Annotated in this window: 22 protein-coding genes and 2 pseudogenes; 11 read left to right on the top strand and 13 right to left on the bottom strand. The window is 64.5% G+C overall.

Translation table 11 applies throughout. The annotated features are described in order from the left end of the window. Positions 1–11: 11 nt before the first annotated feature. The 11 genes from VSR71_RS08670 to VSR71_RS35285 form a co-directional block, all read right to left on the bottom strand. Complete coding sequence (locus tag VSR71_RS08670; RefSeq protein WP_342913475.1) at positions 12–1,562, bottom strand: 3-hydroxyacyl-CoA dehydrogenase; 1,551 nt, start codon at positions 1,560–1,562, stop codon at positions 12–14. A gap of 94 nt (positions 1,563–1,656) precedes the next feature. Then, the gene (locus VSR71_RS08665; protein ID WP_342913474.1) at positions 1,657–2,646 is read right to left on the bottom strand and encodes an NADPH:quinone oxidoreductase family protein; all 990 of its coding nucleotides are present in this window, start codon (positions 2,644–2,646) and stop codon (positions 1,657–1,659) included. Between the two features lie 13 nt (positions 2,647–2,659). Continuing rightward, entirely contained in the window at positions 2,660–3,772 is a 1,113-nt protein-coding gene (locus tag VSR71_RS08660) for a CaiB/BaiF CoA transferase family protein (protein ID WP_428979371.1), read from the bottom strand. Continuing rightward, positions 3,769–4,425 carry a 3-hydroxyacyl-CoA dehydrogenase family protein gene (locus tag VSR71_RS08655; RefSeq protein ID WP_342913473.1) on the bottom strand — a complete coding sequence of 219 codons (657 nt, stop codon included), beginning with the start codon at positions 4,423–4,425 and terminating at the stop codon, positions 3,769–3,771. The genes VSR71_RS08660 and VSR71_RS08655 overlap by 4 nt, the downstream gene beginning before the upstream one ends. A gap of 1 nt (position 4,426) precedes the next feature. Next, positions 4,427–5,302 carry a 3-hydroxyacyl-CoA dehydrogenase family protein gene (locus tag VSR71_RS08650; RefSeq protein ID WP_342913472.1) on the bottom strand — a complete coding sequence of 292 codons (876 nt, stop codon included), beginning with the start codon at positions 5,300–5,302 and terminating at the stop codon, positions 4,427–4,429. A gap of 9 nt (positions 5,303–5,311) precedes the next feature. Further along, complete coding sequence (locus VSR71_RS08645) at positions 5,312–6,478, bottom strand: acyl-CoA dehydrogenase family protein (protein ID WP_342913471.1); 1,167 nt, start codon at positions 6,476–6,478, stop codon at positions 5,312–5,314. A 14-nt stretch (positions 6,479–6,492) separates the two neighbouring features. Continuing rightward, positions 6,493–7,245 carry an SDR family oxidoreductase gene (locus VSR71_RS08640; RefSeq protein ID WP_342913470.1) on the bottom strand — a complete coding sequence of 251 codons (753 nt, stop codon included), beginning with the start codon at positions 7,243–7,245 and terminating at the stop codon, positions 6,493–6,495. After that, a complete protein-coding gene (locus VSR71_RS08635; protein WP_342913469.1) occupies positions 7,238–8,008 on the bottom strand; it encodes an enoyl-CoA hydratase/isomerase family protein in 771 nt (256 codons plus the stop codon). Before VSR71_RS08635 ends, VSR71_RS08640 begins: the two co-directional genes overlap by 8 nt. Before the next feature lie 2 nt (positions 8,009–8,010). Then, a complete protein-coding gene (locus tag VSR71_RS08630; RefSeq protein ID WP_342913468.1) occupies positions 8,011–9,693 on the bottom strand; it encodes a class I adenylate-forming enzyme family protein in 1,683 nt (560 codons plus the stop codon). Between the two features lie 16 nt (positions 9,694–9,709). After that, entirely contained in the window at positions 9,710–10,489 is a 780-nt protein-coding gene (locus VSR71_RS08625; protein WP_342913467.1) for an enoyl-CoA hydratase-related protein, read from the bottom strand. Then, positions 10,486–11,067, bottom strand: a complete 582-nt coding sequence (locus VSR71_RS35285; protein ID WP_428979370.1) for a CoA transferase — start codon at positions 11,065–11,067, stop codon at positions 10,486–10,488. Before VSR71_RS35285 ends, VSR71_RS08625 begins: the two co-directional genes overlap by 4 nt. Positions 11,068–11,335: 268 nt before the next feature. On the opposite strand from VSR71_RS35285, the gene VSR71_RS08610 reads away from it, so the two are divergent. After that, positions 11,336–13,012 (top strand): sigma-54 interaction domain-containing protein, encoded by a 1,677-nt coding sequence (locus tag VSR71_RS08610; RefSeq protein WP_342913466.1) that lies wholly within the window; start codon positions 11,336–11,338, stop codon positions 13,010–13,012. Positions 13,013–13,024: 12 nt separating this feature from the next. On the opposite strand, the gene VSR71_RS08605 is transcribed toward VSR71_RS08610, so the two are convergent. Beyond that, a complete protein-coding gene (locus VSR71_RS08605; RefSeq protein ID WP_022534295.1) occupies positions 13,025–13,495 on the bottom strand; it encodes an Lrp/AsnC family transcriptional regulator in 471 nt (156 codons plus the stop codon). 140 nt (positions 13,496–13,635) lie between these two features. On the opposite strand from VSR71_RS08605, the gene VSR71_RS08600 reads away from it, so the two are divergent. The 5 genes from VSR71_RS08600 to VSR71_RS08580 are packed head-to-tail and all read left to right on the top strand — an operon-like array spanning position 13,636 to position 20,039. Continuing rightward, on the top strand, positions 13,636–17,151 hold the full coding sequence (locus VSR71_RS08600) for an indolepyruvate ferredoxin oxidoreductase family protein (protein WP_342913465.1): 3,516 nt from the start codon (positions 13,636–13,638) through the stop codon (positions 17,149–17,151). A gap of 35 nt (positions 17,152–17,186) precedes the next feature. Further along, on the top strand, positions 17,187–18,392 hold the full coding sequence (locus VSR71_RS08595) for a PLP-dependent aminotransferase family protein (protein WP_342913777.1): 1,206 nt from the start codon (positions 17,187–17,189) through the stop codon (positions 18,390–18,392). A gap of 9 nt (positions 18,393–18,401) precedes the next feature. Then, positions 18,402–18,704, top strand: coding sequence for a DUF1330 domain-containing protein (locus VSR71_RS08590; RefSeq protein ID WP_342913464.1), 303 nt, complete (start codon positions 18,402–18,404; stop codon positions 18,702–18,704). Then, positions 18,701–19,681: a quinone oxidoreductase gene (locus tag VSR71_RS08585; RefSeq protein ID WP_342913463.1), complete on the top strand. Its 981-nt coding sequence runs from the start codon at positions 18,701–18,703 to the stop codon at positions 19,679–19,681. Before VSR71_RS08590 ends, VSR71_RS08585 begins: the two co-directional genes overlap by 4 nt. Positions 19,682–19,721: 40 nt before the next feature. Further along, on the top strand, positions 19,722–20,039 hold the full coding sequence (locus VSR71_RS08580) for a DUF1330 domain-containing protein (protein ID WP_342913462.1): 318 nt from the start codon (positions 19,722–19,724) through the stop codon (positions 20,037–20,039). Between the two features lie 202 nt (positions 20,040–20,241). On the opposite strand, the pseudogene VSR71_RS08575 reads toward VSR71_RS08580, so the two are convergent. Next, positions 20,242–20,502: pseudogene (locus VSR71_RS08575) on the bottom strand (pyrroline-5-carboxylate reductase family protein); the annotation flags it as partial. Positions 20,503–20,581: 79 nt separating this feature from the next. Between VSR71_RS08575 and VSR71_RS08570 the strand changes: the two are divergent. From VSR71_RS08570 to VSR71_RS08550, 5 genes and pseudogenes are all read left to right on the top strand, one after another. Then, positions 20,582–21,309 (top strand): annotated as a pseudogene (locus VSR71_RS08570) (tyrosine-type recombinase/integrase); the annotation flags it as partial. Positions 21,310–21,428: 119 nt separating this feature from the next. Further along, positions 21,429–22,571 carry a VOC family protein gene (locus VSR71_RS08565; protein WP_342913461.1) on the top strand — a complete coding sequence of 381 codons (1,143 nt, stop codon included), beginning with the start codon at positions 21,429–21,431 and terminating at the stop codon, positions 22,569–22,571. A 48-nt stretch (positions 22,572–22,619) separates the two neighbouring features. Then, positions 22,620–23,576 carry a fumarylacetoacetate hydrolase family protein gene (locus VSR71_RS08560; RefSeq protein WP_342913460.1) on the top strand — a complete coding sequence of 319 codons (957 nt, stop codon included), beginning with the start codon at positions 22,620–22,622 and terminating at the stop codon, positions 23,574–23,576. Next, complete coding sequence (locus VSR71_RS08555) at positions 23,573–24,595, top strand: alcohol dehydrogenase catalytic domain-containing protein (protein ID WP_342913459.1); 1,023 nt, start codon at positions 23,573–23,575, stop codon at positions 24,593–24,595. Before VSR71_RS08560 ends, VSR71_RS08555 begins: the two co-directional genes overlap by 4 nt. A 30-nt stretch (positions 24,596–24,625) precedes the next feature. Beyond that, on the top strand, positions 24,626–26,554 hold the full coding sequence (locus tag VSR71_RS08550) for an acyl-CoA synthetase (RefSeq protein ID WP_342913458.1): 1,929 nt from the start codon (positions 24,626–24,628) through the stop codon (positions 26,552–26,554). Positions 26,555–26,587: the final 33 nt, after the last annotated feature.

Here is a 26,587-nt window from a genome sequence, read left to right as displayed (position 1 = left end):
AAGGGCTCGCGTCAGCCGCCTTCGGCCAGCAGCGACAGGCCGAGGCCGGCGCGGCGCCACAGCCACGGGCTCGGGCGGTAGCGCATGTCGCCAGTCAGCGATTCCATATTGCGCAGCGTCTCGAGCACCAGTTGCGGGCCGACCGCGTCGCCCAGCGCCAGCGGGCCCTTCGGGTAGCCGAGGCCGAGGTTCACGGCAAGGTCGATGTCCCCCGGCGTGGCGATGCGCTGCTGCGCGATATCGCTGGCGATATTGATGATGCAGCAGAGCACGCGCTGCGCGACAAAGCCGGCCGAGTCGCGGATCAGCGTGACCGGCACCCCGTCGCTGGCAAAGAGGCCATGCGCGGCGTCACGCGCGGCGGCAGTGGTGGCCGGCGTGGTCATCAGCGTGCGGCGCCTGGTGGCCTCGAACGGCAGCAGCGTGTCGATGGCGACGGTGCGGGCCGGGTCCAGGCCCTGCTGCAGCGCGCTGGTGGTGGCGTCCAGGCCCAGCGGCGTGACGATGATGAGCGCATCGGCCGACGGCTGGTTGCCGCCTTCCGGGGTCACGCCCAGCGCGCCCAGCAGCTTGGTCACCATGGCGTGACCGCGCTCGCTGGCGTGGCTGACCCACACGCTCGACGGGCGCGCGGCCGGCACCACGGCGGCGGCCGGCACCTGCTTCTGGCCATCGGCATAGCGGTAGAAGCCGGCGCTGGCCTTGCGGCCGATCAGGCCGCCGACCGCGCGGATCGCGGTGATCGGCGACGGACGATAGCGCGGCTCCTGGTAGAACTGGTTGTAGATCGACTCCATCACCGGATGCGACACGTCCAGCCCGGTCAGGTCCATCAGCTCGAAGGGGCCCATGCGGAAGCCGGCCTGCTCGCGCATGATGTTGTCGATATCGGCAAACTCGGCCACGCCTTCCTGCGCGACCTTCAGGCCTTCGATGTTCATGCCGCGGCCGGCATGGTTGACGATAAAGCCCGGCATGTCCTTGCAGCGCACCGGCGTATGGCCCATGCGGCGCGACAGCGCCATCAGCGCGTCGCCCACGGCGGGGTCGCCCGACAGGCCGTCGATGACCTCGACCACCTTCATCAGCGGCACCGGGTTGAAGAAGTGGTAGCCGGCGATGCGGCCGGGGTGCTTCGCCCCGACGGCGATCGCCGTGATCGACAGCGAGGACGTGTTCGAGGCGATGATGGCGTCCTCGCGCAGGATCGCTTCCAGCCTGGCGATCAGGTCGCGCTTGACTTCCAGCTTCTCGACAATGGCTTCCAGCACCATGTCGCAGCCGGCCAGGTCTTCCAGCGCGCCGCAGGGCTTGACGCGGGCCAGCGTGGCCTCGGCGTCGGCGGCGCTGATCTTGCCCTTGTCGGCGAGCTTGGCCAGCGTGTCCTGCAGGTACTGGCGGGCGGCGGCCACAGCTTGCGGGTTGGCGTCGTACAGGTTGACGGTCAGGCCCGCCTGGGCGGCGATCTGCGCAATGCCGCGGCCCATGGCGCCGGTGCCGACGATGCCGACGGTTTCGATGTGCAAGGCTGGAGTGGAAGTGGCGTGTATTGTTTGGTTCATGTCGAAGTGTCAGGACGTCCTGCTACTGAGAAACCGGATAGTAATCGGGGCCGCCATGCGACGCAGGCGGCCCCGGATCTTGAAAAGCTTGAGATCAATCGAGCGTGAGAACGTACTTGCCGGCGCCTTGACCGGAAGCCAGTTTGGCAAGTGCCTCACCGGCGCGGGCTAGTGGCAACACGTCGGCAATCGGCGGCCGTATAGCCCCCTGCTCATACAGGTTAAAGAGCTTTTCCTGTACTGCCTGGACTTTCGCGGGCTGCCGTTCCCGATAGTCGCTCCACTGCAGCCCGCCTACGCTGATGTTCTTGACGAGCAGATAGTTGGCCTTGACCTCCGGGATACGGCCGGCGGCAAAGCCAATGACCACCGCACGACCGCACCATGCCATCGCGCGCAAGGCGGCATCAAAGACGTCGCCGCCAAGCGTGTCGAGCAGAACGTCCGCACCGTGGCCTCCTGTTGCGGCGCGGACCTGGTCGCGCAGGGAATCCCGCAGGTTCGGCGCCGCAAGGTCGATGACAGCGTCCGCGCCCATCTCAGTTACGGCCTTCGCATGTTCGGCGCCGCTGACCCCGGCGAGCGCGGTACCACCAAGTCCCTTCACGATCTGGAGCGCTGCAGACCCGACGCCACCGGCAGCGCCGGTCACCAGTACCGTTTCACCTTCCTGGTATCCCCCTCGTTTGACAAGAGCGAAGTAAGCAGTCTGGTAGACCAGTCCCATCGCCGCGGCATCCTCGAACGACATGCTGTCCGGGATCCGGAAACAAGCGTTCTCGCTGGCACTGACCAGCTCGGCGTATGCACCATACTCGAGCTGCGCAACCACGCGGTCGCCGGGGCGCAGCTTCCTGACATCGCTGCCAACCGCGCGCACGACCCCAGCGGCGTCCTTGCCGGGTGCGAACGGGCGCTCGGGCAAGATTTGGTATTTCCCGCGCACCACCAGCAGGTCGGGATAGTTGACCGCGGCGGCGCGGACCTCAATCAGGACACCATCAGCAGGTAGCACCGGATCCGACAGCTCGCCAATTGACAGATGCTCGGGTTCATTGAACTCTTTGATAACGATAGCTTTCATTGTCGAATCGCTCTTATGGTTCGAGAAGATGGTTGTCGGCGCCAAGGGCGGGCGAGGTCTGCTCGGGGGGCACGCTGCGGAATGCCGCGTCCACCGGAACGGGTAAGGCGGGCAATATGGTGCCGGCCGCGGTCTTCACTGTGCGGTCAAACAGATGCCGTGCAGCGAAATGCGGGTCCGCGGTCGCCTCCTCCAGGCTGACCACGCGGCTGGTGCAAACGTCCTGCCCAGCGAAGCGATCCATCCAGTAGTCAGCCGTATGCTTTGCCATCGCGGCGGCGACAGCCTCGGTCGCCTCTGCTGGCGGGATCCGGTCGAGTGCCGCCGCGTCCAGTCCGACCAGCGTGGTGAAGTTGCCCCAGAACTTTTCTTCGATTGGTGCCACGGCGAGGAAAGCGCCATCGGCGGTCCGGTACACCTGATAGCGCGGCGACCCCCCGGTCACCAGGTCCGAGGCAGGGCGCGGCCACTGGCCCCGTGCACCAGCGCCGATTCCCCAGTACTGGAACGCGAACAGGTTGTCGGCCATGGCGATGTCCAGATGGATGCCTTTGCCGCTCTGGTCGCGCTGGCGCAGGGCAAGCAGGATATTGATCATGGCCGGATACGCGCCGCCGGCGATATCTGCGATCAGCGCGGGCGGCAGCCCTGGCTTGCCGTCAGCGCCGGCGGTCAGCGACAGCATGCCGGCAGCGGCGACGTAATTCAGGTCATGCGCGGCCTCGTTCGCCCTCGGGCCGTGCTGCCCAAAGCCGGTGATCGAGCAATACACCAGCCGCGGATTGATCTTCGCGACATCCGCATAGCCAAGCCCCAGCCGGTCCATCACACCCGGCCGGAATTGCTCGAGCAGGACGTCGGCTTCCTGAATCAGCGTCACAAGGCTGTCGATCGCTGCCGGTGATTTCAGGTCGATGGCGACGGACTTCTTGCCGCGATTGAGCAGCACGAAGTTGGTGCTATCCGCATCCGCCTTGGGCTCGTAGGACCGCATTTCGTCGCCGCGGCCGGGTCGCTCGAACTTGATGACCTCGGCGCCGGCCTCGGCCAGCAGCAGGGAACACAGCGGCCCGGGTAGCAGGGTGCTGAAGTCCAATACCTTCACGCCGGTCAAGGGTTGTGTCATGGCGTCCCTGCCTTGGCGCGTTCGGCAGCGACGCGCGCGCGGCGTGCAGGGGCATAAGGTTCCTGACCCAGCGCCTCGTACAGAGCCTGTGTGACAGCGTAGTGTTGTGCCAGCCCGGTGCGCTCGAGCAGCGAGATTGGGCCTTCCGGATAGCCGAGGCCCAGGCACAGCGTCTTGTCCAAGTCTGTGGCGCTGGCCAGTTTTTCGTCCAGGCGCCGCAAGGCCGCATTGAAGTAGGGCCGGATCAGCCGGTCGACGATGCGCCCGGGAAAGTCATTGCAAACCGCCACCACCAGCCCGCTGGCCTGGAATGCCGCTTTAGCAGCCTCGATCGCCGCGGGATCCGTGCCCGGTTGCCGAACCAGTTCGACCAGCGGGCTGGGATCGGCATTGCCCAGCCGGAAGCGCGCAAAGCCAACGACATTCGACCCTTCCAGGCCGCGGCTCTCGCCAGTATGCAAGCCCAGGCACTCCGTATCGAGCTCAATGGCTACAAAGGTCCGGGCCTCGTGGCCGGCGCCGCTGGCAAAGGCCGCGCCGGCGTTGGCGCCGAGGTAGACCAGGCCCTCGCCGTCCGCGGCAGCCTGTTCCAGGAAGGCATGCGGGGCAGGGAAGGAGCGGCTCTCGCCGGCACGAACAATCTCGTATCGCATATCAGGCTCCAAACATCTTGGAATCGCCGTAGACGTGAAAACCTCGGCCGGCTTTCTTGCCAAGGCGGTTGGCGGCGATCATGCGCCGTACCAGCGGTGGGCAGGCGGCGCGCGGCTCATGGGTCAGGCCATGCATCGCTTCGCACAGCAGCTTCTGGGTATCCATGCCGACCAGGTCGAGCAGCTCAAGCGGACCCATCGGATAGCCGAGCGCCGTCTTGATCGCCAGGTCGATATCGGCGGGCTCGGCCACACCTTGCTCGACCAGCCTGATGGCGTCGTTGTTGAACGGGATCAGGAAGTAGTTGAGGATGAACCCCGGCGTATCCTGCGTGGTCACAGGCTTCTGTCCCATGGCTTCCGCAAAGGCCCAGGCACGCTGGAAGGTCTCGTCGGACGTGGCCAGCCCGGGGGACATCTCGATCAGCTTCATCAGTTGCGCCGGCAGGCAAAAGTGCATGCCCACAAAGCGGTCCGGCCGGCCGGAGCCGCCGGCGATCTCGGTAATGGAGATCGTCGAGGTGTTCGACGCAAAGATCGTGCGCTCAGAGCAGACCTGGTCGAGCGCCTGGAACAACTGGTGCTTCACGGCGAGATCCTCGAACACGGCCTCGATGACGATGTCGCACGCCGCAAGGGTGGACAGGTCCGTGGTGCCTTGCCACCGGTCGAGCGCGGCGGCGGCAGCGCCCGGCGACAGCTTGCCGCGTTCCTCCGATTTCTTCAGGAAAGCCGCGGTCTGGCCTCTGGCGCGGTCAAGCGCCTCTTGCCTGGCATCGAACACGATGGTCCGGAATCCCGCACGGGCCGCCACGATGGCGATCCCGGCCCCCATGGTGCCGGCGCCGGCTACGCCGACGGTTTGGATAGTTGTCACCGTTGTCTCCTACTTCTTCAAGAAACTGCGTCCGATCAGCTGGCGATGCACCTGGTTCGTGCCCTCCCAGATCTGCGTGATCTTGGCGTCGCGCATCAGCCGCTCGACGCGATAGTCATTGCAGTAGCCGTAGCCACCCAGCAGCTGGACCGCGTCGGTCGTAATCCGCATGGCGGCATCCGAGGCGCGCTGCTTCAGCATCGACGCCTCCACGCCGAAGTCCTTCTCGCCCGCGTCGACCATCTCGCCAACGCGCCATAGCCACGATTCGCACAGCGCCAGTTCCGAGGCGAGGTCGGCCAGCATGAACTGGATGCCTTGGAATTCCAGGATCCGTTTGCCCGATTGCCGGCGCTCGTTGATATAGGCCACAGCATCCTCGAAAGCCGCGCGGGCGATGCCCAGCGCATGCGCCGCGACGCTGGGGCGCGAGCGGTTCAGCGAGCCGAACAGGATCCGCAGGCCATCCCCGGGATTGCCGATCAAGTTGGCGCGCGGCACGCGGCAGCCATCGAACGCCAGGCTGGCAGTGCTGGAGGCGCGGGTACCCATCTTGTGCTCAGTGCCCAGCACGCGCAGGCCTTCGGTGCCTTTCTCCAGGATCAGCACCGAAATCGCCGCTTTCGGATCGCTGATCTCCGACCATTTGCCGAACAGCAGATACTGGTCGGCCACGTCGCCGTTGGTGATAAAGGTCTTGCCACCGTCGATGACGATGTCATCGCCGTCCGGGGTAAAGCTGGTGCGCATGCCAGTCGCGTCGGAGCCGGCCGATGGCTCGGTGATCGCCAGCGAAGCGAGACCGCCCTCGGCAATCCGCGGCAGCAGGCGTGCCTTCTGCTCCTCGCTGCCGTATTCGATCAGCGGCTTGATGGCATGGAAGTTCGTCGCCCAGACGATGCCGGTCGAGGCGCACGCCTTGGAGATCTCCCGCACGCAAGCGAGGTAGCAGAGATAGGAGAGTTGTGCGCCGCCATAGGCGTCGGGAATGAACATCGCGTTCAGCCCCAGCGCGTTGATCGCTTGCACGTTTTCCCACGGGAAGGCGCCGGTACGGTCATATTCGGCGGCGCGCGGTGCAATCTGCGTTTCACAGAGATCCCTGACGCTGTCCAGGATCATCCTCTCTTCCTCAGAGAGGCGCAGGCGGGCGTCCAGTCGTTCCAGAATGTTCATGTGTGCATCCTCGATTAAAGTGCCATGCCCTGGCCGCCGTCGACATAGAGCGTTTCGCCGGTCAGGAAGCGTCCGGGCAGCTGGAACAGCATGGCGACGAGCCGGCCAATATCGGCGGCTTGCCCCGGGCCGCCCGCAGGGATGCGCTTTTTCAGGAACGCTTGCAGCGCTTCGCCATTCAGCTCCTCGCGATTCAGGTCCGTCTCGATATATCCGGGTGCGATATTGAGCACGCGGATGCCGTTGCGGGCCCATTCCACGGCAAGGCAGCGCGAGATTGCGCCCACCGCGGCCTTGGACGCGCAGTAGGCGGCGTTGCCCTTGACGCCCAGCTTGTCGTAGAACGAGCCGATATTGACGATGAGCGCTGAACCGCTGTCGCACAGGTAGGGATAGGCCGCCTGGCTGGCAAGCAGCACCGAGGTGGCGTTAGTCGTCATTACCCGCTCGAAATCGGCAATCGGGAACGTTGCCGACGCGCCTTGAAGATGGATGCCGGCGTTGTTGACCAGGCCGACCACCGGCTTGCCGAACATCCCCGGCACCGCAGCGAACGCAACTTGGACCGAGCCTGGGTCAGTGATATCGCAGCGCATGGCGCGCAACCGAGTTTGCGCTGCTTCGTCCAGTCCCTGCAGATCGGGAAGCTCGCCGGAGCGAGACAGGCACGCCACGTGCAAACCGGCGCTGGCAAGCTCAATCGAGATGGATGCACCGATACCGCGGCTGCCGCCCGTCACGATGACCGTACCGTTGATCTCAGGCATCTTTGAACTCCGGAGTGCGTTTTTGCAGAAAGGCGCGCATGCCTTCCGCGGCATCGGCGGTCTGGTAGGCAAGCGTGGACAGGTCGGCTTCGATGTCCAGGCCCTCGTCCAGCGTGGTCGCCATGCCGCGTGAGACGGCCTCGCGGGCAAACAGCGATGCGCACCGGCTGTAGCCGATGAAGTCGGCCATAAAGCCCTTGCCAAGTTCCTCCGGCTCGCCTTCCGGCACGACACGGTTGACCAGGCCCCAGCGCTCGGCCTCGATCGCATCGACTGTGCGCCCCGACATCACTAGCTCGGTGGCGCGCGCTTCCCCCACCAGGCGCGGCAGCCGCTGGGTGCCGCCGTAGCCCGGAATCAGGCCCAGCTTGATCTCGGGCAGCCCCATGCGCGCCTTGACGGTGGCGATGCGGAAGGTGCAGGCCATGGCCAGTTCGAGGCCGCCGCCGAAGGCGTAGCCATGCAGCACCGCCACGGATGGGATCCGTAGCGCGGCCAGCTTGGCGAAGCTGCGCTGGCCCAGTTGGGCGCCGATGCGCTGCGCCATCAGGTCCCTGTCCATCAGTTCCTTGATGTCGGCGCCGGCACAGAAGGCTTTGGGGCCGGCGCCGGTGACGATCAGCGCGCGCGCGTCGGATGCGGCCACCTGGTCCAAGGTGTCCGACAGGGCCTGGATCATCGTGAACTGCAAAGCGTTCAGTGCGTCCGGCCGATTCAGGGTCAGGACCGCGTACGGGCCGGCATACTTGATATCAATCGCCATGGTTACGCTCCCACGACGGCGCGTGCCCGATACCGGACCGCCGTCGGCTTCAGTTGTCCGCGCAGGGTCATCTCGACCAGTTCTCGTTTGAGGATCTTTCCGCTGGCAGTCAGCGGGAAGCTGTCGAGTCCGAGGAAATACTCCGGCATGTCGTATTTGGACAATCCGCAGCTCGCGAGGTGTTCCAGCATGTCGTTCGGGGCGAGCTCCTGGCCGGCGCGCACGATGACCGCCAGGCAGACCTTTTCACCCAGTCGCTCGTCCTGCACTGGGTAGGCCGCGGCGCGTTCCACCTTGGGGTGGCGCATGGCGAGCTCCTCGATGCGTGCCGGATGGATGTTGTGCCCGCCGCGGATAATCAGGTCCTTTTTACGCCCCACGATCACCACGCAGCCGTTCTCGTCGACGATGCCGAGATCGCCGCTCATGAACCAGCCATGGATGTTGAAAGAGGTCTCGGTCGCGACTTGGTTGCTGAAGTATCCGAGCATCAGCAGTCCGCCGCGCCCCCCGATCTCGCCGACTTCGCCGACCTCGGCTTCTTCGTCGATGTTGTCCTGCTTCCAGAGCTTCACCTCGTAGCCCCGGCATGCGCGTCCGCAGGTGGATACGATGGTGTCTTGCGTGTCGGTCGGAACGGTGTAGTTGTGCGAACCGTTCTCGGTCATGCCATATACATTCTGGGGCGTCACGCCCAGGCTGACGAACTTCTGCGCAACTTCGCGAGGGATGGCCGCGCCGGCCATGTAGAAGGTGCGGACCTCGCCCAGCGACGTCATGTTGCGATCGCGTACTGCCTGGAGGATGTCCATCGCATGGGTCGGTACGCCCATCACGTAGGTAGCGCCCGTTTCCAGAATCCAGTCGAGCGCGTGCTTGCCGACGCGCAGGTTGGTCATCACCATCTCCAGCCCGGCCACCAGCATCTGCTCCATTGCGACCGTCGCAATATGGTGGCTCATCGGGCTGAGCGTCAGCAGCGTGGTATCGGCCGTGTGACCCCAGTCCTCTACCAAGGCACGGCCATTCGCCAGCAGCGTGTTATCGCTGTGCATGACGCCCTTGGGCAGGCCCGTGGTGCCCGATGTGAAGGCGAGATAGACAATCTTGTCCGGGTTAAGGTCCGGGGTGGAAAGGGCAGAAGGAGGCTGTCTGTCCGGGAACGGCAGGGCCCCATCCGGCAGCGCGGCATCGCCGGCAGCTGGATTGGGCAGCGCAAACACACACGCCAGCGTCGGGAGATCCGCCACCTTGGCGAAGATGGAGTTGCGGTCCGAGTCGGCGCCATAGCCCGGCATCGCAAACAGCGCGCGGCACTGGATGCGATTCAGCAGCGTGCAGATCTCATCGACGGTGTAGTTCTGGTGCAGCGACGGGCAGCAGACGTAGCCGTTGCGCGAGCACGCCAGGAAAATGATGGTTGCCTGCACGACGTTGGGCAGCCAGATGCCGACGCGGTCGCCGGGTTTCATGCCCTGGCGGTGGAGCGCTTCGGCGACGCTGTCGACCCAGTCGACCACCTCGCGCCAGGTCAGCCTGAAATCGGCATCGCGCAGTGCGCAGGAGGTGGGACGCTCGCGTGCATGGCGCCGGGCCAGCGTGTACAGCGTCTCCTGCTGCCAGATCCCAGACAGGTAGTAGTCCCTCGCATTCTGGGGGTTGTGAAGGGTCAGGATGTTCTGCATGATGGTCACCCGTACTTCAATGTCCGAACTTCGACGAATCGGGCTTGCGGCGCTCGGCGAAGGCGGCTGCCAGCTCGTCGTGCTCGTCCGATTCGAGGTAGCCGCGCAGCAGCAGGTCATGCGCCATCCGCGACAGGCCGCTCACGCCGCCGTGGCGTGCATTGAAGGCGCTCTTCAGCGATGCCAGCGCGAATGCGCCGCGCTCGGCGACCTCCAGGGCATACTCGCGCGTGGCGGCACGAAGCTGGTCATCCGGTACGACCCTGTTGATCAGGCCGATCTCAAGCGCCTCTTTTGCGCTGATCTTGGGATTGCGGTACCAGATATCCTTGGCGCGCTTCTTTCCGACGAGATCCTCCAGGTACCACGTGCCATAGCCGGCGTCGAAGCTGCCAACCATCGGTCCCACCTGGCGGAAAATCGCCGACTCCTTCGCGATGGTCAGATCGCAGACGACCTGCAGCACATTGCCCCCGCCAACTGCGAAGCCATTGACCGACGCAATCACGGGCTTTTGCAGCCGGTCGATGCTCTCGTACATCTCCAGCGTCGGCAGCACCCCGGCATAGAGCGTGGTGTCCTGCATGCCATCCTTGCGGCCGCCGGTGCAGAAGAACTTGTCGCCGGCGCCAGTGATCACGATCACGCGGGTACGGGTTTCACGGCGGATCGCGTTGATGCAGTCGCGGATCTCGTGACACATGGTTTCCGTGAACATATTGCCGTCTTCCGGCCGGTTCAGCGTGATCGTGCCGATGGGACCATCTTCTTCGTAGAGGATTTCCGAGTAGCTCATTGTGTCTCCTGGTTAGACGATTTCTGAGTCGATGAGGCCTGCGATACAAGTCGCGGACATGGAAAGACGTTCCGCGAGAATGCGTTCCGTGTCCTGCCCGAGGGCAGGGGGAGGGGCGCGATAGACGTCGCTGGTGCCATCAAAGGCGATGCCGAGGCCAACCTGGGGGATGCGGCCCGCGACACCCTTGCAGGCAAAGAACATTCCGGCGTCGCGTAACGGCGCGTCTTGCGCCAGTTGGTCGATGCTGTTGATCGGCCCGGCCGGGATCCGGTGCCTGGTGAACAGGCGATGCCGCGGCCCTCGGCCCGGGTCAGGTCGACCGTCATGCTCTGCTTATTGCGGTTCATGCTCAGGAACCACAGCGACTCGCCATCCAGGAAGGGCGGCCCCCAGCTTCGCGTATCGTCGCCGCCCGCGCGCTTCTCGATCTTGATGACTTCCGCGCCAAGGTCGGCGAGCAGCAAGGTGCCGTAGGGACCGGCGACTGAGGTGGTGAAGTCCAGCACGCGTACGCCTTCCAGGCAGCGCATGCCAGGGCCCGAGGGCATCAGCGGGAGTGTATTCAGGGCGTTCATTTCGGCTCGGTTGAACAGGTCGCACCGATAACCGCAAAGGACGTGCCAATGATTTGGCATGCGGCTTGCAGTGACCCCTATGGAAGTTCCCGGGGCCCAATTCCCGCTTGGCCTGGAAGCCGCGAAAGGCCCGCACGGGCGGGGCAGACAAGCGCAGCAGGTCTTAGAATCAGACTGTATTCGGCTTGTATTCGAGCGTAGTCGAAAAGGCACTTGTGTCTTCGGCGAGGACACTCAACCCAGGCCACGCTCACCCTTTGGTGGAGACATGAAACGAGAATCGGAAGGCATCCTCGTCCTGGACAACGAGGGCAAGACGACATTTGCAAGCGGCCTGGGCCGCGACACGCTGGTCTCCGGTTCGCTGAGCCGCATATGGCAGAACCGTGCCCGCGTTCCTGTCAAGCGGCTTTCCGCCATGACGGAATTGGAACGCCCGCTGACGGTAGCGGCCATTCCTACGCGCGATGCCGTCTGCTTCCTGATCTTTGCCGTGCAGGAAGCCGACGAACTGACGGAATTCCTGGCCAGCGTGGATTCGGCCGAGGACATCCTCAGGCACTTTGTGACCGACCCCTACAAGGCCATGGTGGTGGTCGATACCGCGGGCAAGATTACCTACATGAGCCCCGTCCATGAGCGCTTCTTCCGGCTCAAGCATGGCGAGGCAATCGGCCGCCCGGTGACCGAGGTCATCGAGAACACCAAGCTCCAGGAGGTAGTGAAGACTGGCAAGGCGCAGGTCGCACAGCTGCAGGAGATGAATGGCGTCACGCGCGTCGTATCCCGCCTGCCGATCTTCGACAGCAAAAAACGGGTGGTGGCCGCCATCGGACAGGTGATGTTCAAAGGGCCGGAGGCGATGCGGGAGCTGACCGGCGAGCTGGCGCGCGTCAAGCAGGAGCTGGATTTCTACAAGCGCGAGCTCTCCGGCATCCGCAATCGCAGTTACGGCTTGGACCAGATTGTGGGCAGCAGCGATGCGGTCCGCAGGCTCAAGGAGGACATCCTGCGGGTCGCGCCGCTTGACGTGCCGGTACTGCTAGCCGGCGAGAGCGGCACAGGCAAGGAGATGGTCGCCCATGCCATCCATATGCTGAGCCCCCGCAGTGACAAGCCGCTCATCCTGGTCAATGCGGCGGCGATGCCCCCGAATCTGGTGGAAAGCGAGTTGTTCGGCTATGAGCCCGGCGCGTTTACGGGAGCGGACCGGAAGGGACGGAAGGGCAAGTTCGAGGCGGCGGATACCGGCACCATGTTCCTGGATGAGATCGGCGACATGCCGATCGACATGCAGGTGAAGCTGCTGCGCGTCCTGCAAGACGGCCAGTTTGAGCGCATCGGCGGCGAACGGGCCCGGCACTCGGACTTCCGCCTCATCTCCGCCAGCAATCGTGACTTCAAGTCCATGATCGGCAGCTCTACTTTCCGACTGGACCTGTTTTATCGGATCAGTGCGGTCACCTTGCGCCTGCCCGCGCTGCGCGATCGCCTCGAGGACATACCGGAGCTCGCCGACACGTTCCTGGAGGCATTTGCGTCGCGGCACGGTGCCCCCAAGAAGGCCATTTCCGAGTCGGCCATCCGCTACCTGCAGTCTTGCGCGTGGCCGGGCAACATCCGGCAGTTGCAGCACGCGATCGAGCGCGCGGCGATCTTCTGCGATGGTCCTGCGTTGTCCATCGCTGACTTCGGCAGCCTCGAAGGTGCCGACCAGCCGCCGGCCAGGCGCCCGGAAGGCCCAGACAGCGTGGCCGGAAAAGGAAAGGCGGACGTCCGGGAGGCCAAGGAAAGGGTGGAATGCGAACTGATCCTCGACGCCATGCGGCGCACGGGAGGAAACAAGAAGCGCGTGGCAGAAGAGCTAGGTATCTCCCGCTCGTACCTCTACAAGCGGTTGAGCATGATGGAGGAGGCTCGCGATGACGAGCCGGCCTCCCGTTGACTGCTCATCCGACTAAAGCATCGGAGACGTACGGTTCAGCACGGCCTTGAGGGCAAAGCTCGACCGTATGTGCTCGACACCCTTGATGCGCGTCAGCGTCCGCGTCAGGAAGTTCTGATATGAGCCCATATCCGGCACCACCACACGCAAAATGAAGTCCGCATCGCCGGTCATGGTGAAGCAGCTCATGACCTCCGGTGCGACCACAATCTCCTTCTCGAAGCGGGCGATTGCGGCCTCCGACTGGTTCTCCAACGTGACGGATACGAAGACATTGAGTTCGCCGATCAGCTTGCCTTCGTCCAGCCGGGCAACGTAGCCGCGGATATAGCCCTGTTCCTCGAGCCTGTGTACGCGCTTTAGCGTAGGCGTCAGCGACAGCCCGATCCTTTCCGACAGTTCCCGCCAGCTCAGTCGGCCGTCGCGCGCCAGTTCCCGCAGGATCTGCAGGTCGGGTTTGTCGAGATTATGGACATAGTTCATTTGCTCTCTGCGTTCATCTTTCGGTAGTTCAAACGTACTACAAAACGACTCAAATGTAATTCACTTTGGCGCAGATCGCCCGGGGCCGAAACCTAAACTAACTCATCCATTTTCAAGATGAAATCGCCCCGGAGGCCCGTGTGGTTAATCAAGCGACGTCGCGCAGCGCATCGGGTTCGGCAGCAGCCGAGCAACGAACATTCCTGACCGGCATACAGGCACTCGTTCGCCTGCCGATGATACAGCGCGAGCTCGACCGTGCGCGCGGCCTCAGCACAGCCGGCCTGGTATCCGGCTACCGCGGATCGCCGCTCGGCGCATATGACCAGCAACTGTGGAAGGCGTCGAAGCAACTCGCTGCCCATGACGTGGTGTTCCAGCCGGGGCTCAATGAGGATCTCGCCGCCACTGCATTGTGGGGGGCGCAGATGCACCGGGCGTTCGGGGACACCAAGGTCGATGGCGTCTTCGGCATCTGGTACGGGAAAGGGCCGGGCGTGGATCGCACGGGCGACGTCTTCCGCTGCGCCAACATGCTTGGCACGTCGAATCTGGGTGGCGTGCTCGCCGTTTCCGGGGATGACCACGCCGCGCAGTCGTCCACATTTCCGCACCAGACCGACGGCATCTTCCATTCGGCATCGATTCCCGTGCTGCAGCCGGGCAATGTACGCGAGGTCATCGAACTCGGTCTGGCCGGCATCGCGATGTCGCGCTTCTCCGGGCTGTGGGTGTCGCTGAAGACGATCGCAGAGGTGGTGGAAACCGCCGCCACCGTCGAGCTGGGTGCGTGGCCGGCCTTTGTCGAACCTGCCGACTTCACTGTGCCCGCTCACGGACTCAACTGGGATCCGAGCGTGGCATGGCCGGGTCAGCGCGCAGAACTCGAGCGCCGCCTCATCGACGAACGCCTTCCCGCCGCGAGGGCGTGGGCAAGGGCGAATCGGCTCGACCGCATTGTGGTCGAGGCGCCCGCCAGGCGGCTCGGGATCATCACCGTCGGCAAGGCGCACCAGGACCTGATGCAGGCGTGCCGCGACCTTGGCTTGGCCGATGCCGACCTGCGCGCCATGGGAGTCTCCGTCTACAAGGTGGCAATGAGCTGGCCGCTGGAAACGGAGGGCGCTTGCGCCTTCGCGGCGGGACACCGGGAAGTACTCGTGGTCGAAGAGAAGCGTGCCAACGTCGAGGCCCAGCTCAAGCAGGCGCTGTTCCACCGGCCGGCGTCGGACCGCCCCGTCGTGACCGGCAAGACCGACCAGGATGGCGCGGCGCTGCTTCCAGAGATATCAGAGTTGAGCGCCCACGTGGTTGCCGGCGTACTGGTGCGGCGGGTGCTGGCTGACGGCATCGACGCGCCCTGGATGCAGGATCGCCTTGCCGTCCTCGACGCCGCAGCGAGGAAGCCTTCCGCCGCCGTCATCCCCATTCGCCGGCCGTACTTTTGCTCTGGCTGCCCGCACAACACCTCGACTCGCACGCCGGACGGCTCGATCAGCAGCGGCGGGATCGGCTGCCACGTGATGGCGATCTCCCAGCCGGAACTGAAGACCAAGGTGATGAGCCACATGGGCGGGGAGGGTGCACAGTGGGTTGGCGCTGCACCGTTCTCCAGGACGGCGCATGTGTTCCAGAACCTCGGCGACGGCACCTACCAGCATTCCGGCCTGCTTGCCATTCGTGCAGCCGTTGCCGCGAAGACCAACATCACCTACAAGATCCTGTACAACGACGCGGTCGCGATGACCGGCGGACAGCCCGCGGAGGGTGTGAACGATCCCGCCCGCATCACGCGGCAACTCGCCGCAGAAGGGGTGGGACGGATTGCGCTGGTCACCGATGATCCTGCGCGATGGCAGGGCAATAAGGCGCTGGCGCCAGGGGTGGAGGTCTTCCATCGCGACCAGCTCGATGTGGTCCAGCGCCAGCTCAGGGAGATCGCCGGCGTCACGGCGATCGTCTACGAACAGACCTGTGCGGCCGAGAAGCGGCGGCGCCGCAAGCGCAAGGAAATGCCGGACCCGGACAGGCGCCTGTTTATTAATCACCAGGTCTGCGAGGGATGCGGCGATTGCTCGGTGCAGTCGAACTGCATCTCCATCGAGCCGCTCGAAACCGAGCTTGGACGCAAGCGCACCATCAATCAGAGCGCTTGCAACAAGGACTTCTCCTGCGTCAAAGGCTTCTGCCCCAGCTTCGTCGAAGTGGAAGGTGTCGCGCTGCGCAAGCCGGACAAGCGGCGGCTCGCTGCCATGGAGGCGGAACTGGTTGCGAAATTGGCTGCACCGGCACTCCCCGCGCTGGACGAGTCATTCAATATCTACATCACCGGCATCGGCGGCTCCGGCGTCCTGACGATGGGCGCCTTGCTCGGCGCGGCGGCAAGCTTCGACGACCTGGCGGCGACGGTGCTCGACTTCACTGGCATGGCGCAGAAGAACGGTGCCGTGGTCAGCCAGGTGCGTATCGCCATGGCCGACTTCCAGATCCCGGCGTCGCGCATTGGCGAAGGCAAGGCCGACCTGTTGCTGGGCGCCGACCTGGTGGTGTCCGCGGCGGTTGATTCGCTGACCCGGCTGGCGCCGGGCCGCACCGCCGCGGTCCTCAATCTGGCGGAAACGCCCACGCCGGATGTGATCCGCAACCGGGATGCCGCATTGCCGGTCAGGCTGATGCATGACCGGATCCGCAGCCGGTGCCACAGCGCATCGTTCCATGCCCTGGATGCAGGCGCGCTGGCGCAGCGCATTTTCGGCGATACGTTGCCGACGCATACCATGATGCTCGGCTATGCGTGGCAGCAGGGGTTAGTACCGTTGAGCCGCGAAGCGATCGAGCAAGCGATCGAGCGCAATGGTGCCGCCGTCGAGATGAACAAGTCGGCGTTCAACTGGGGACGCATCGCCGCGGCCAGGCCGGATGCACTGGATTCCATTGAGCAACAGCAGGCTGCATTGAAGCCGAAAGCGAACTCGCTGGACGCCCTGATTGATCTGCATCGACGCCAGCTCGTCGAATACCAGGGCAACGACTATGCAAAGAAGTATCTCGATCTGATCGCCATGGTGAGGGCCGCCGAGACCCAGGCGAAGCCGGGCAGCGATGCATTCACGACAACCGTGGCCCGCAGCGCCTACAAGCTGATGGCCTACAAGGACGAGTATGAGGTGGCCCGGCTGTACACCGCACCGGCATTCCGGGAAGGGCTGCAGAACCAGTTCTCGCAGGCAGATAAGGTATCGATCTGGCTCGCACCGCCGCTGCTGTCGCGTACCGACCCGAAGACCGGCCGGCCGCAGAAGCGCAAGTTCGGGCCGTGGATCTTTCCTGTGCTTAAGGCGGTATCCGGTCTTCGCGGGCTGCGGGGCACACCGCTGGATCTCTTCGGCTACACCGCTGAGCGACGCGCGGAGCGACGCCTCATCGCGGAATATTTTCACGATATCCGGAAGGTTTGCTCCCGGCTCACCCCGGCGACTCTCAATCAGGCGGTTGAATTTTCGGCGATGCCTATGGAGATTCGCGGCTTCGGCCCGGTGAAGGCGCAGGCCATGGAGGCCCATGCCACGCGGCGCGCCGCAGCGATGGCGAAGCTGATGAATGGTGTCGGCAGTGAAAGCGGCAGGAAACAACTCGGCAGCGTCAATGCTGCATGACCAAGGCTGCCAAGGAAAAAAGGGAAAACCACGACATGAAAACCAACGACATCCAATTCTCGCGGCGGGCGCAGGCCCTGACCAGTTCTGTCATCCGCGAAGTCCTGAAGCTTACCGAAAAGCCGGAAATTATTTCCTTTGCCGGCGGTCTCCCGTCCGCGCAGACCTTCCCGGTGGAGGCGCTCCAGGCCGCCTGTGGGCGCCTGTTTTCCGAGGCTCCCGCAGCGTCACTGCAGTATGCGCCGACCGAGGGGTTGCAGCCGCTGCGCCAGTGGGTGGCAGAGAAACACGGCGTAGATGTTGCCGGTGTGTTGATTACCACGGGCTCGCAGCAGGCCCTGGACCTGCTAGCGAAGGTCTTCATCGACCCCGGCAGCAAGGTGCTGGTGGAAGCGCCGACCTACCTTGGCGCATTGCAGGCGTTCTCGCTTTCCGAGCCGGGCTACGTTGAGGTGCCCACCGACGACCAAGGCCTCCAGCCGGAGGCATTGACCGACGCGCTCGCAGCGGCCGCCAGGTTCCTGTACACGATCCCGAACTTCCAGAATCCGACGGGGCGCAGGCTGCCGCTCGAACGCCGCCAGGAACTCGTGGCGCGAGCCAGGGCGCTCGGTGTCCTGCTGGTCGAGGACAACCCATATGGCGAGTTGCGCTACAGCGGTACGCCGCTTCCGTCGCTGCATTCGCTGAACCCGGAAGGCGTAATCTACATGGGGTCGTTCTCCAAGGTCCTGGCGCCGGGCCTGCGCCTTGGCTACATGCTGGCGCCGCCAGCGATTCACGCCAAGCTGGTGCAGGCAAAGCAGGCATCCGACCTGCACACGCCCAGCTTCACGCAGCGCGTGGCCTATGAAGTCCTGAAGACCGGCATGCTCGACAGCCATATCGCTTCGGTCTGCGATCTCTATGGCAAGCACTGCGCAGCCATGCTCGGCGCACTTTCGCGACACATGCCAGAGGGGGTGCGGTGGAGCACGCCAGAAGGTGGCATGTTTATCTGGGTCGAACTGCCGGCGGCAATAGACACCATGGCTTTGCTTGAAGAAGCGGTAGCCAGGAACGTCGCCTTCGTTCCCGGCGCGCCGTTCTATGCCATCACGCCACGCAACAACACCCTACGGCTCGCCTTCGTCACGGTGCCGCCGCAGCGGATCGAAGAGGGCATCGCCAAGCTCGGCGAGCTGGTCGCGAGCCATCTGCGGGCGTTGCAGCCGGCCGACCCGGTCGCGGCAGGCCAGTGAGGAGAATTCATGCGTAAAGGCTACTGGATCGCATTGGTCGACGTCACCGATGTCGAGGGTTACAAAGGCTATATCGCGGCCAACAAGGCCGTGTTCGAAAAATTCGGCGGGCGTTTCATCATCCGCAACGGCGAGAAGGAGGTCGTGGAAGGAACGTTGCGTTCGCGTGTGGTGGTGATCGAATTCAGGGACTATCAGACCGCCCTGACATGCTATCGGTCGCCCGAGTATCGGGCAGCGATGGCTCTGCGCGAGCCCTATTCGCAGGGAGATATCGTGGTGATCGAAGGATATGAGGGGCTGCCCACATGAGTAAAACAAAGGCAATCAAAATCCGCGAGACCGGCGGACCGGAAGTCATGGAGTGGGTAGACGTTGACCCTGGCGAGCCACGCGCGGGCGAGGTCCAGGTGAGGCATCACGCCGTGGGGGTCAACTTCATCGACGTATATTTCCGCACGGGGTTGTATCCGATGCCGCTTCCCGGTGGCATCGGCATGGAGGCCTCGGGCGTGGTCACCGCCGTCGGCGACGGCGTGACCAGCTTCCGGGTTGGCGATCGGGTGGCCTATGCGGGAAGCGTGCCGGGCTCCTATGCGCTGGAACGCGCGGTTCCGGAGCGCGAGCTGATCCATATTCCGGACGGCGTGGGCTTCGAAGAGGCTGCCGCGGTGACGTTGCAGGGTCTGACGACGCAATACCTGCTGCGCAAGGCATATCGCGTGAAGGCCGGCGACACAATACTTATACATGCTGCCGCAGGAGGGGTGGGTTTGCTGGTCTGCCAGTGGGCCAGGGCGCTGGGCGCGCGGGTCATCGGAACGGTCAGCTCCGATGAAAAGGCGGAACTTGCCCGCGCAAATGGGTGCGACTTTCCCATCATCTATTCCCGCGAAGACTTCACCAGCCGCGTGCGTGAGATCACCAGGGGGGAAGGGGTGCCGGTGGTCTATGACTCCATTGGCAAGGACACCTATGTCGGATCGCTCGACTGCCTGGCCCCGCTCGGCACGTTCGTCAGCTTCGGGAATTCGTCAGGGCCGTTGCCCCCGATTGAGGCATTCGAGTTTACAAAACGCGGGTCGCTCTTCTTCACGCGGCCGCAATTGTTTCACTATGCCGCCCGCCGATGCGACCTCGACGAGATGGCTGCCGACCTGTTCTCCATGATGCAAAGCGGAACGGTAAAGGCGAATATCGGCAATCGCTATGCACTCGCCGATGCCGTGAAGGCCCACGTCGCCCTCGAGGGCAGGAAGACTACCGGATCCAGCATATTGATTCCGTAGACACCAGCAAGATCCAAACGAAGACAGTCAGGAGAAAAAGATGCCCAAGGGGTATTGGATCGGCCAGGTAGAGATTACCGACCCGCAGAAGTTCGCGGCGTATAGCGAGGCCAATCAGATCGCCTATCGGAAGTATGGAGGCCGGTATCTGATCAGGGGTGGCAATGCCGATGTGGTGGAGGGCAGTTTCCGGTCGCGCCTGGTGGTGATCGAGTTCAAGGACTACGAAACCGCGCTCGCCTGCTACCGGTCACCGGAGTATCAGATCGCAGCCAGCCTGCGCAAGGCCGGATCGACCGGGGACGTCGTGGTGGTCGAAGGCTACGCTGGCGTGCAGCCTGAGGACGTGGGCCTGTAAAGCGTGAAAGCTATGTAGATGTTTTCCTTCCGCGTCACTCGCTTACGCGAGGTGACACGGCAGCCAGGGGGCCGCTTCCGATTCGGAAGCGGTGCGGGCCTCAAGCTTGCTTTCGCGATTCTGACGCAAGGCGCGTTGCCCCTGGCGTTTTTTCCAATCCCGTCGGCTATGCCTTTAAGAGCGAAAACGACTGACGTGCAGCCTAAGAGAAGTTTCCGTCCAATTGAAGCTGGCGGCTTAACTCTTGACCTCGAATCGCAGCTGCTAGCACGGCGTTAGAGAACGCTTCTTTCAGACCGAGTCTGTCCATCAGGAAGATTGCTGCCTCCGTTGTGCCGCCTGGCGATGTAACGCGCTGTCGCAGTTCTTCGATAGGAATTTCTGTACGACGAGCAAGCTCGGCTGAGCCCAAAAATGTTTCGATGGCCAATCGCCGTCCTTGTTCAACGCTTAATCCTAGTTGCTCCGCCGCACGTTCCGGGCCTCAGCAGGTCTCCTGTTCATGACGACAGAAGCCGTCATGAACAGGAGGAAAAACCTCGATGCTTAACGACACCGCACTGCGGAATCTCAAGCCTATGTTCAAGACTTATCAGGCTTTTGACCGCGACGGCATTTCCGTGACGGTATCACCCACCGGTACCGTCACCTTCCGCTACGATCGCCGTCTCAACGGGCGGCGGGGAGTGCGGACCATCGGCCGCTAAGGGCTGGCCGATATCTCGCTGGCCCTTGCCCGCCAAAAGCTGCTCGATGCCAGGAAAACCGTTGCCCAGGGCAAGTCCCCGGAACAACAAAAGCAGCGTGAGAAACGCCGGCTGACCGCCACCAGGAGCTTCGGCGACATGACCGCCCGTTGCTCGCCGACACCCGGATGGCCGACAGCACACGGGCGATGCGCAAGAGCATCGTCGATCGGGACATCCTCGCGGCCTTCCAGAAGCGGCTGCTTAACGAAATCACCGCTGATGACCTGCGTGCCTTGTGCAGTGAGGTGAAGGCGCGCGATGCGCCCGCCACTGCAGTGCATGTTCGCGACATCGTGAAACAGGTTTATGCCTTCGCCATCCTGCATGGAGAGAAGGTTCTACCGCGCCAGGCGCTCGACATCTTCGTGGCGCTCCACACCCGCGCAGCAAGCTCCAAGTTTGTACTGCCCTCGCGCTACGACTCCGACCGCTGCATGTCGAAGGCAACCTTGAGGCGAGTGACACAGATCGTGGCCGAGCGGGCCAAAGCCGCCGGATTGCCACTGGAGCTATTCTCCGTCCCGTGCGGGCAGACACCGGTTCGTCTTTTTAATATTGACTAAAACGTCAAGATGACGATAATGTCGTCATAACATCGAGTGCCCCACCTATGGCGGCGCCCGGTAATTCAGGAGACGCCATGACCCGCCCGCCCCGCAGCGTGCTGCGCACGCCGCCGGCTTTCCCCGAAAGTGCGCTGCCTGCCTTCGTCAATAAGCTCGACCGGCCCGAAGCCATGGTCAAGGCACAGGCGCTTGCCTTTTTGATGTTCGAGAAGCGCGACCTGCGCGCGACGGAGACGTTCCTGACGGATTTCGGCATGCGCTGCGTGTCGCGTACCGGCAGCCGGCTGTTGATGCGCGGCGCTGGCCCCGAGCCGTGCCTGATCGTGGCGAAGCATGGCCAGCGCTCGCGCTATGTCGGCGCGGCCTTTTCGGTGCGCAGCGAGGCAGACCTGGCCCACCTCGAGGCCAACGCGAATGCGCGCCGCCTGCAGGCCGACGAGATTCCGGGCGGCGGCGCCGGCGTCGAACTGACCGACCCCGCCGGAAACATGCTGTGGCTGGTGACCGGCCAGCAGCCGGTCGACCCGCTTCCATTGCGGGATCCGCTGCATCCACTCATCAACGACCCGGGACAGCTTCGGCGGGTGAATGCTACGGTCCGGCCGCCGCTGGAGCCGGCGGCCGTGGTCAAGCTCGGCCACGTCGTGCTCCAGACCGTCGACTTTGCGGGCATGGCGCGCTGGTATATGCGTCATCTCGGCCTGATCCCTACAGATGTCCAGTATCTGGAGGACGGTTCCCCCAATCTTTGCTTCTTCCGCCTGGACCTCGGCAGCACGCCCGCGGACCATCACGCGCTGGTGCTTGCCGGCGGCATCGAGGAGAAATACGAGCACAGCGCATACGAAGTGCTTGACCTCGACGCGCTCGGCCAGGGCCACAACGTGCTGCGCGCGAACGGCCACCGGCATATGTGGGGTATTGGCCGTCATGTGCTCGGCAGCCAGTTGTTCGATTACTGGCTCGATCCGGACGGCATGGAATTCGAGCACTACGCCGATGGCGATGTCTTTACCGCTGACCGGGAAACCCACTACGTGCCGCTGGAAATGTCCGGCATCTGGGCATGGGGCGACGACGTCCCCGCCAGCATGGGTGTCAAGCGCAATCTTGCCACGGTGTTCCGGGTTGCGCGCCTGCTGCGCGCCGGCCGGCTCTCGCCCGCGAGGCTGAAGCTGCTTGCGCGCGCGATGACCCAGCCGCGGCCCTGGCTCTGAGCCTGCGCTTCCGCTCCCAAACAAACCTCCTCACGTCAAGGAAAGCAAATGTCCGTCAAAGTCGTCCGATATATCCACGGCGGCGAGCCCGGCTGGGGCGTGGTCCACGACCGCTGCATCGCGCCCCTGCATTGCGGTGCCATCAGCACCGCCGAATTTGTCGCAAACAGCCTCGAAGCCGCGTGGCGCAGCACACCCGACCAGGCCACCGTGCCGCTCGACGCCGTCACGCTGCTGCCGCCGGTCACGTCTGACCGCCAGTTCCTGTGCCAGGGCATCAATTACGCCAGCCATGTGCGTGAGTCCGGCATGGACCCCGACAAGATCGGCTTTAACACCCTGTTCACCAAGGCCCCGTCCTGCCTTGCGCCCGCCGACGCCGACGTGGTGCGGCCGGCGCATGTGCGCCTGCTCGACTATGAAATCGAGCTCGGCCTGGTGGTGCGCAAGCCGCTGAGCGGCGCGGTCGAGGTCGGGGCCGACCAGCTGCACGAGTTCCTCGCTGGCGTGACCATCGTCAACGACATTTCGGCGCGCGACGTCCAGCTGCCGCAGGCCCAGTTCTACAAGGGCAAGAGCTACCGCAGCTTCGGCCCGGTGGGGCCCTTCCTGGTGCTGTTGAACGCAGAGGAATGGCGGCGCTGGCCCGAGTTCCGCATGCAGTTGCATGTCAACGGGCAGCCCCGCCAGGACGCCTATTGCGGCGACATGATTTTCAAGCCGCACCAGACGCTTACCGAGATGTCCGCGCTGCACGATCTGCAAGCCGGCGATCTGATCGCCACCGGCACGCCGGCCGGCTGCGCCGCCCGTGCGCCTGGCAAGCTGGCGATGTGGGTGTTCCGGCATGTGCTGTCCGAGAGCGCGAAGTGGCGCCTCTTCATCAAGAAAGGCTTGTCCAACCCGGCTTACCTGAGCCCGGGCGACATCATGACCGCTTCGATCCGCACCGATGACGGCGTCATCGACCTGGGCGAGCAGCGCAATCGGGTGGTGGCGGCATGAGCGACAGCTATATCGCCGCCATCGACGGCTTTGGCGATGCCTTCGCGTTGCGGTTGCGCCCGGCGCCCCGCCCGCAGCCGCGCCAGGGCGAGATCGTGGTGCAAGTGGAGGCCGCGGCGGTCAATCCCATCGATGTGCGCCGCCGCGGCGGCTACGGCAGCAGGCTTTTCTCACTCATGGGCGCGGCGCGCATGCCGCTCGTGCTCGGTAACGATTTTGTCGGGACGGTCTGCGCAGTGGGTCGGGGTGTGAGCGGGCTGCGCGAAGGCGATGCCGTATTCGGCGCCAAGCCGCCGTCGAGTGCGGGCACGCATGCCACCCATGTCGCCATGCGCGCCGAACACGCTCGACTGAGGCCGTCGTCCATCCCGGCCGCCGCCCTGGCGACGCTACCGTACAACTTCCTGACCGTGACGCGCGCGTTCGCCGACGCCGGGATCTGCCGCGAGACCGTGAACGGGCGTCCCGTGCTCGTGCACGGCGCGACCGGCGGCCTGGGCCAGATCGCGGTCTGGTTGCTGCGCAGGCTGGGAGCGAGCGTTACCGCCGTCGGCGGCGGTAAAGGGCTCGATGCCTGCCTGGCCGCTGGCGCTGACATACTCGTCGATCGCCACCGCAAGTCGCTCGCGAGCCTGCCGCGGCATTTCGCCGCCACCCTGAATTTCGCCAGCTGGGACGACGAGGCGGACCTGCTGTACCGGCTGGCGCCTGACGCGGCCGGTCACGCGACCGCGGTCCATCCGCTGCTCGGCAACTTCGACCAGTTGGGACTGCTCAGAGGCGGCGTGGCCACGCTGGTCGGCAAGCGTCGCAAACGCGGCCTGATACCGAAGGGCGCGCGCTATGGGTGGACGACCTTCCGCCCGAACCCTTCGGCCTTGCAGGCACTGGCCGATTGCGCGGCGGCGCTCGCGCCCGCCGAGGTTAAGACTTTTCCGCTCAGCCAGGCCGGGCAGGCGTTCCTGCACGTCGGGCAAGGCCAACCCCGGCGGGCCGTCCTGCTGCCAGGGGAACTGTAGAAAAAGACAGGCCACAACAAGGAGACAAGCATGCCCGATAACACAAACGACCGGGGGACGCGTACCGGCGGCATCCAGAACCAGGCTGATATCGACGAATTCGAACGCACGCCCTGGCAGGAAAAGCTGCCCGCGCAGAACACTTACGAGCTGCTGTGCCGTGCCTGCGACAGCCAGCCGGACAAGACCGCGTTGCGCTTCGTCATGACCGGGGAGGCGGACGCGCCAGAATTCGTCGTCGATTACGCAACCCTCAAGGCGCGCGTGACGCAAGCGGCCAACGCCTTCCATTGCGCCGGCATTACTACCGGCACGGCGGTGGCGTTGCTGCTGCCCAATCTGCCCCAGACTCATTACGCCTTGATGGGCGCGCAGGCTGCCGGCATCGCCAGTCCGATCAACCCGATGCTGGAGGTCGACTATATCGCCGCCATCGTCAATGAGACCGGGGCGCAAGCGCTGGTCGCCTGCGCCCCGGTCTCTGACAGCACGCTGTGGGACAAAGCCGTCGCCGTGGCCGACCGTTGTCCTTCGGTCCGGACCCTGTTCGTCGTCAGCGCTGCGCCGTACCTTCCTGCCGCGGCGCGTGCGCGGGTTGACGCGGCCTTCGACGCAGCGTCAAGGCCATGCCGCGCGGACGTGAAGATGGTCGACTTCGACCAGGCGCTCGCGGCGGAGCCGTCGGACACGCTGGTTTCGAAGCGCCGCATCCTGGCGACCGACATCTGCTCGTATTTCCATACCGGCGGCACAACCGGCCTGCCCAAGGTCGCGACGCACACGCATCTCAATGAAGCCTTCGTGGCGTCGATGCTTGAGGCGCTGATCCCGTCGCCAAACACGATCCTGTGCGGGCTGCCGCTGTTCCATGTGAACGGCGCGATGATCACCGGCCTTGCCGCGTTCCATGGCGGCTGGGAGGTGGTGATGCTGACGCCCGCCGGCTATCGGGGCCAGGGCGTGATGCCCAACTTCTGGAAGCTGGTCGAACGGTTCCGCGCCACCAGCTTCAGCGGCGTGCCGACGATCTACGCCGCGCTGGCCGATCTGCCGCGGGACGGCGCCGACATTGCGTCGCTGCGCTTCGCCTTTTGCGGCGCCGCGCCGCTGCCGGCCGAGGTCGCGCGGCGCTTCGAAGCCGCCGCCGGCATTCCGCTGTACGAGGGCTACGGTCTGACCGAAGGCGCGTGCGTCTCGGCCCTCAATCCGCCGCAGGGCGAACGTCGCCTCGGCACGGTCGGCCTGCGCCTGCCGCACCAGGCAATCGGCGTCTGGAAGGTCGACGGTTCCGGCCACGCCATCGAGCCGTGCGCGCCGGGCGAAACCGGCGTCATCGGCATCAACGGTCCCAATGTGTTTCCCGGCTATCTGCGCGAGCAAGACAATGGCGGCATCTGGCTCAAACCGGGATGGCTCAATACCGGCGACCTCGGCCATCTCGATGCCGGCGGCTATCTGCATCTGACCGGCCGCGCCAAGGAGCTGATCATTCGCGGCGGCCACAACATCGATCCGGCGCTGATCGAGGACGCGCTGCTGCAGCATCCGGCCGTGGCGATGGCGGCCGCGGTCGGCCAGCCGGATGCGCACACCGGGGAACTGCCAGTCGCCTACGTCACGCTCAAGCCAGGCTTCACCCCGGCTGCCGATGAACTGCTGGCGGCCGCGCGCAACCTCGTGCCGGAACGCGCTGCAGCGCCGGTGCGCATCGACATCCTGCAGGAGATGCCGCTGACCTCCGTCGGCAAGGTGGCCCGGGCGGAGCTACGCATGCGCGCTGCCGAGCATGTGTTACGAGAGATTCTGGCGCAGGCCGGCACGGCCGCCAGCGTGCGCGTGGGGCCGGATATCCGGCGTGGCACCGTCGCCTTCGTCCAATGCCCCGCCGCGATCGTGGCGCGTGTGCAGGATCTGCTCGGACGGTTTCCGTTCCCGCTCGACTTCAACTGCCCGGTGTGAACGCGCCGATTCCCCTCCCGTAGAGAAACCGCT

Origin of the sequence: Cupriavidus oxalaticus (genome assembly GCF_038900635.1) — a bacterium.
GTDB classification, from domain to species: Bacteria; Pseudomonadota; Gammaproteobacteria; order Burkholderiales; family Burkholderiaceae; genus Cupriavidus; species Cupriavidus oxalaticus_B.
The sequence above is the reverse complement of the archived record's forward strand: the minus strand, read 5'-3'. Positions and strand labels throughout refer to the sequence as shown.

Excerpts from the sequence above, each read along its gene's own strand:
- VSR71_RS08555 (WP_342913459.1), top strand. The coding sequence starts at position 23,573 with ATGAGCGACAGCTATATCGCCGCCATCGACGGCTTTGGCGATGCCTTC.
- VSR71_RS08640 (WP_342913470.1), bottom strand. The coding sequence starts at position 7,245 with ATGCCTGAGATCAACGGTACGGTCATCGTGACGGGCGGCAGCCGCGGT.
- VSR71_RS08660 (WP_428979371.1), bottom strand. The coding sequence starts at position 3,772 with ATGACACAACCCTTGACCGGCGTGAAGGTATTGGACTTCAGCACCCTG.
- VSR71_RS08665 (WP_342913474.1), bottom strand. The coding sequence starts at position 2,646 with ATGAAAGCTATCGTTATCAAAGAGTTCAATGAACCCGAGCATCTGTCA.
- VSR71_RS08625 (WP_342913467.1), bottom strand. The coding sequence starts at position 10,489 with ATGAGCTACTCGGAAATCCTCTACGAAGAAGATGGTCCCATCGGCACG.
- VSR71_RS08590 (WP_342913464.1), top strand. The coding sequence starts at position 18,402 with ATGCGTAAAGGCTACTGGATCGCATTGGTCGACGTCACCGATGTCGAG.
- VSR71_RS08550 (WP_342913458.1), top strand. The coding sequence starts at position 24,626 with ATGCCCGATAACACAAACGACCGGGGGACGCGTACCGGCGGCATCCAG.
- VSR71_RS08645 (WP_342913471.1), bottom strand. The coding sequence starts at position 6,478 with ATGAACATTCTGGAACGACTGGACGCCCGCCTGCGCCTCTCTGAGGAA.
- VSR71_RS08560 (WP_342913460.1), top strand. The coding sequence starts at position 22,620 with ATGTCCGTCAAAGTCGTCCGATATATCCACGGCGGCGAGCCCGGCTGG.
- VSR71_RS08635 (WP_342913469.1), bottom strand. The coding sequence starts at position 8,008 with ATGGCGATTGATATCAAGTATGCCGGCCCGTACGCGGTCCTGACCCTG.
- VSR71_RS08655 (WP_342913473.1), bottom strand. The coding sequence starts at position 4,425 with ATGCGATACGAGATTGTTCGTGCCGGCGAGAGCCGCTCCTTCCCTGCC.
- VSR71_RS08565 (WP_342913461.1), top strand. The coding sequence starts at position 21,429 with ATGACCCGCCCGCCCCGCAGCGTGCTGCGCACGCCGCCGGCTTTCCCC.
- VSR71_RS08585 (WP_342913463.1), top strand. The coding sequence starts at position 18,701 with ATGAGTAAAACAAAGGCAATCAAAATCCGCGAGACCGGCGGACCGGAA.
- VSR71_RS35285 (WP_428979370.1), bottom strand. The coding sequence starts at position 11,067 with ATGAACGCCCTGAATACACTCCCGCTGATGCCCTCGGGCCCTGGCATG.
- VSR71_RS08630 (WP_342913468.1), bottom strand. The coding sequence starts at position 9,693 with ATGCAGAACATCCTGACCCTTCACAACCCCCAGAATGCGAGGGACTAC.
- VSR71_RS08670 (WP_342913475.1), bottom strand. The coding sequence starts at position 1,562 with ATGAACCAAACAATACACGCCACTTCCACTCCAGCCTTGCACATCGAA.
- VSR71_RS08580 (WP_342913462.1), top strand. The coding sequence starts at position 19,722 with ATGCCCAAGGGGTATTGGATCGGCCAGGTAGAGATTACCGACCCGCAG.
- VSR71_RS08605 (WP_022534295.1), bottom strand. The coding sequence starts at position 13,495 with ATGAACTATGTCCATAATCTCGACAAACCCGACCTGCAGATCCTGCGG.
- VSR71_RS08595 (WP_342913777.1), top strand. The coding sequence starts at position 17,187 with ATGAAAACCAACGACATCCAATTCTCGCGGCGGGCGCAGGCCCTGACC.
- VSR71_RS08610 (WP_342913466.1), top strand. The coding sequence starts at position 11,336 with ATGAAACGAGAATCGGAAGGCATCCTCGTCCTGGACAACGAGGGCAAG.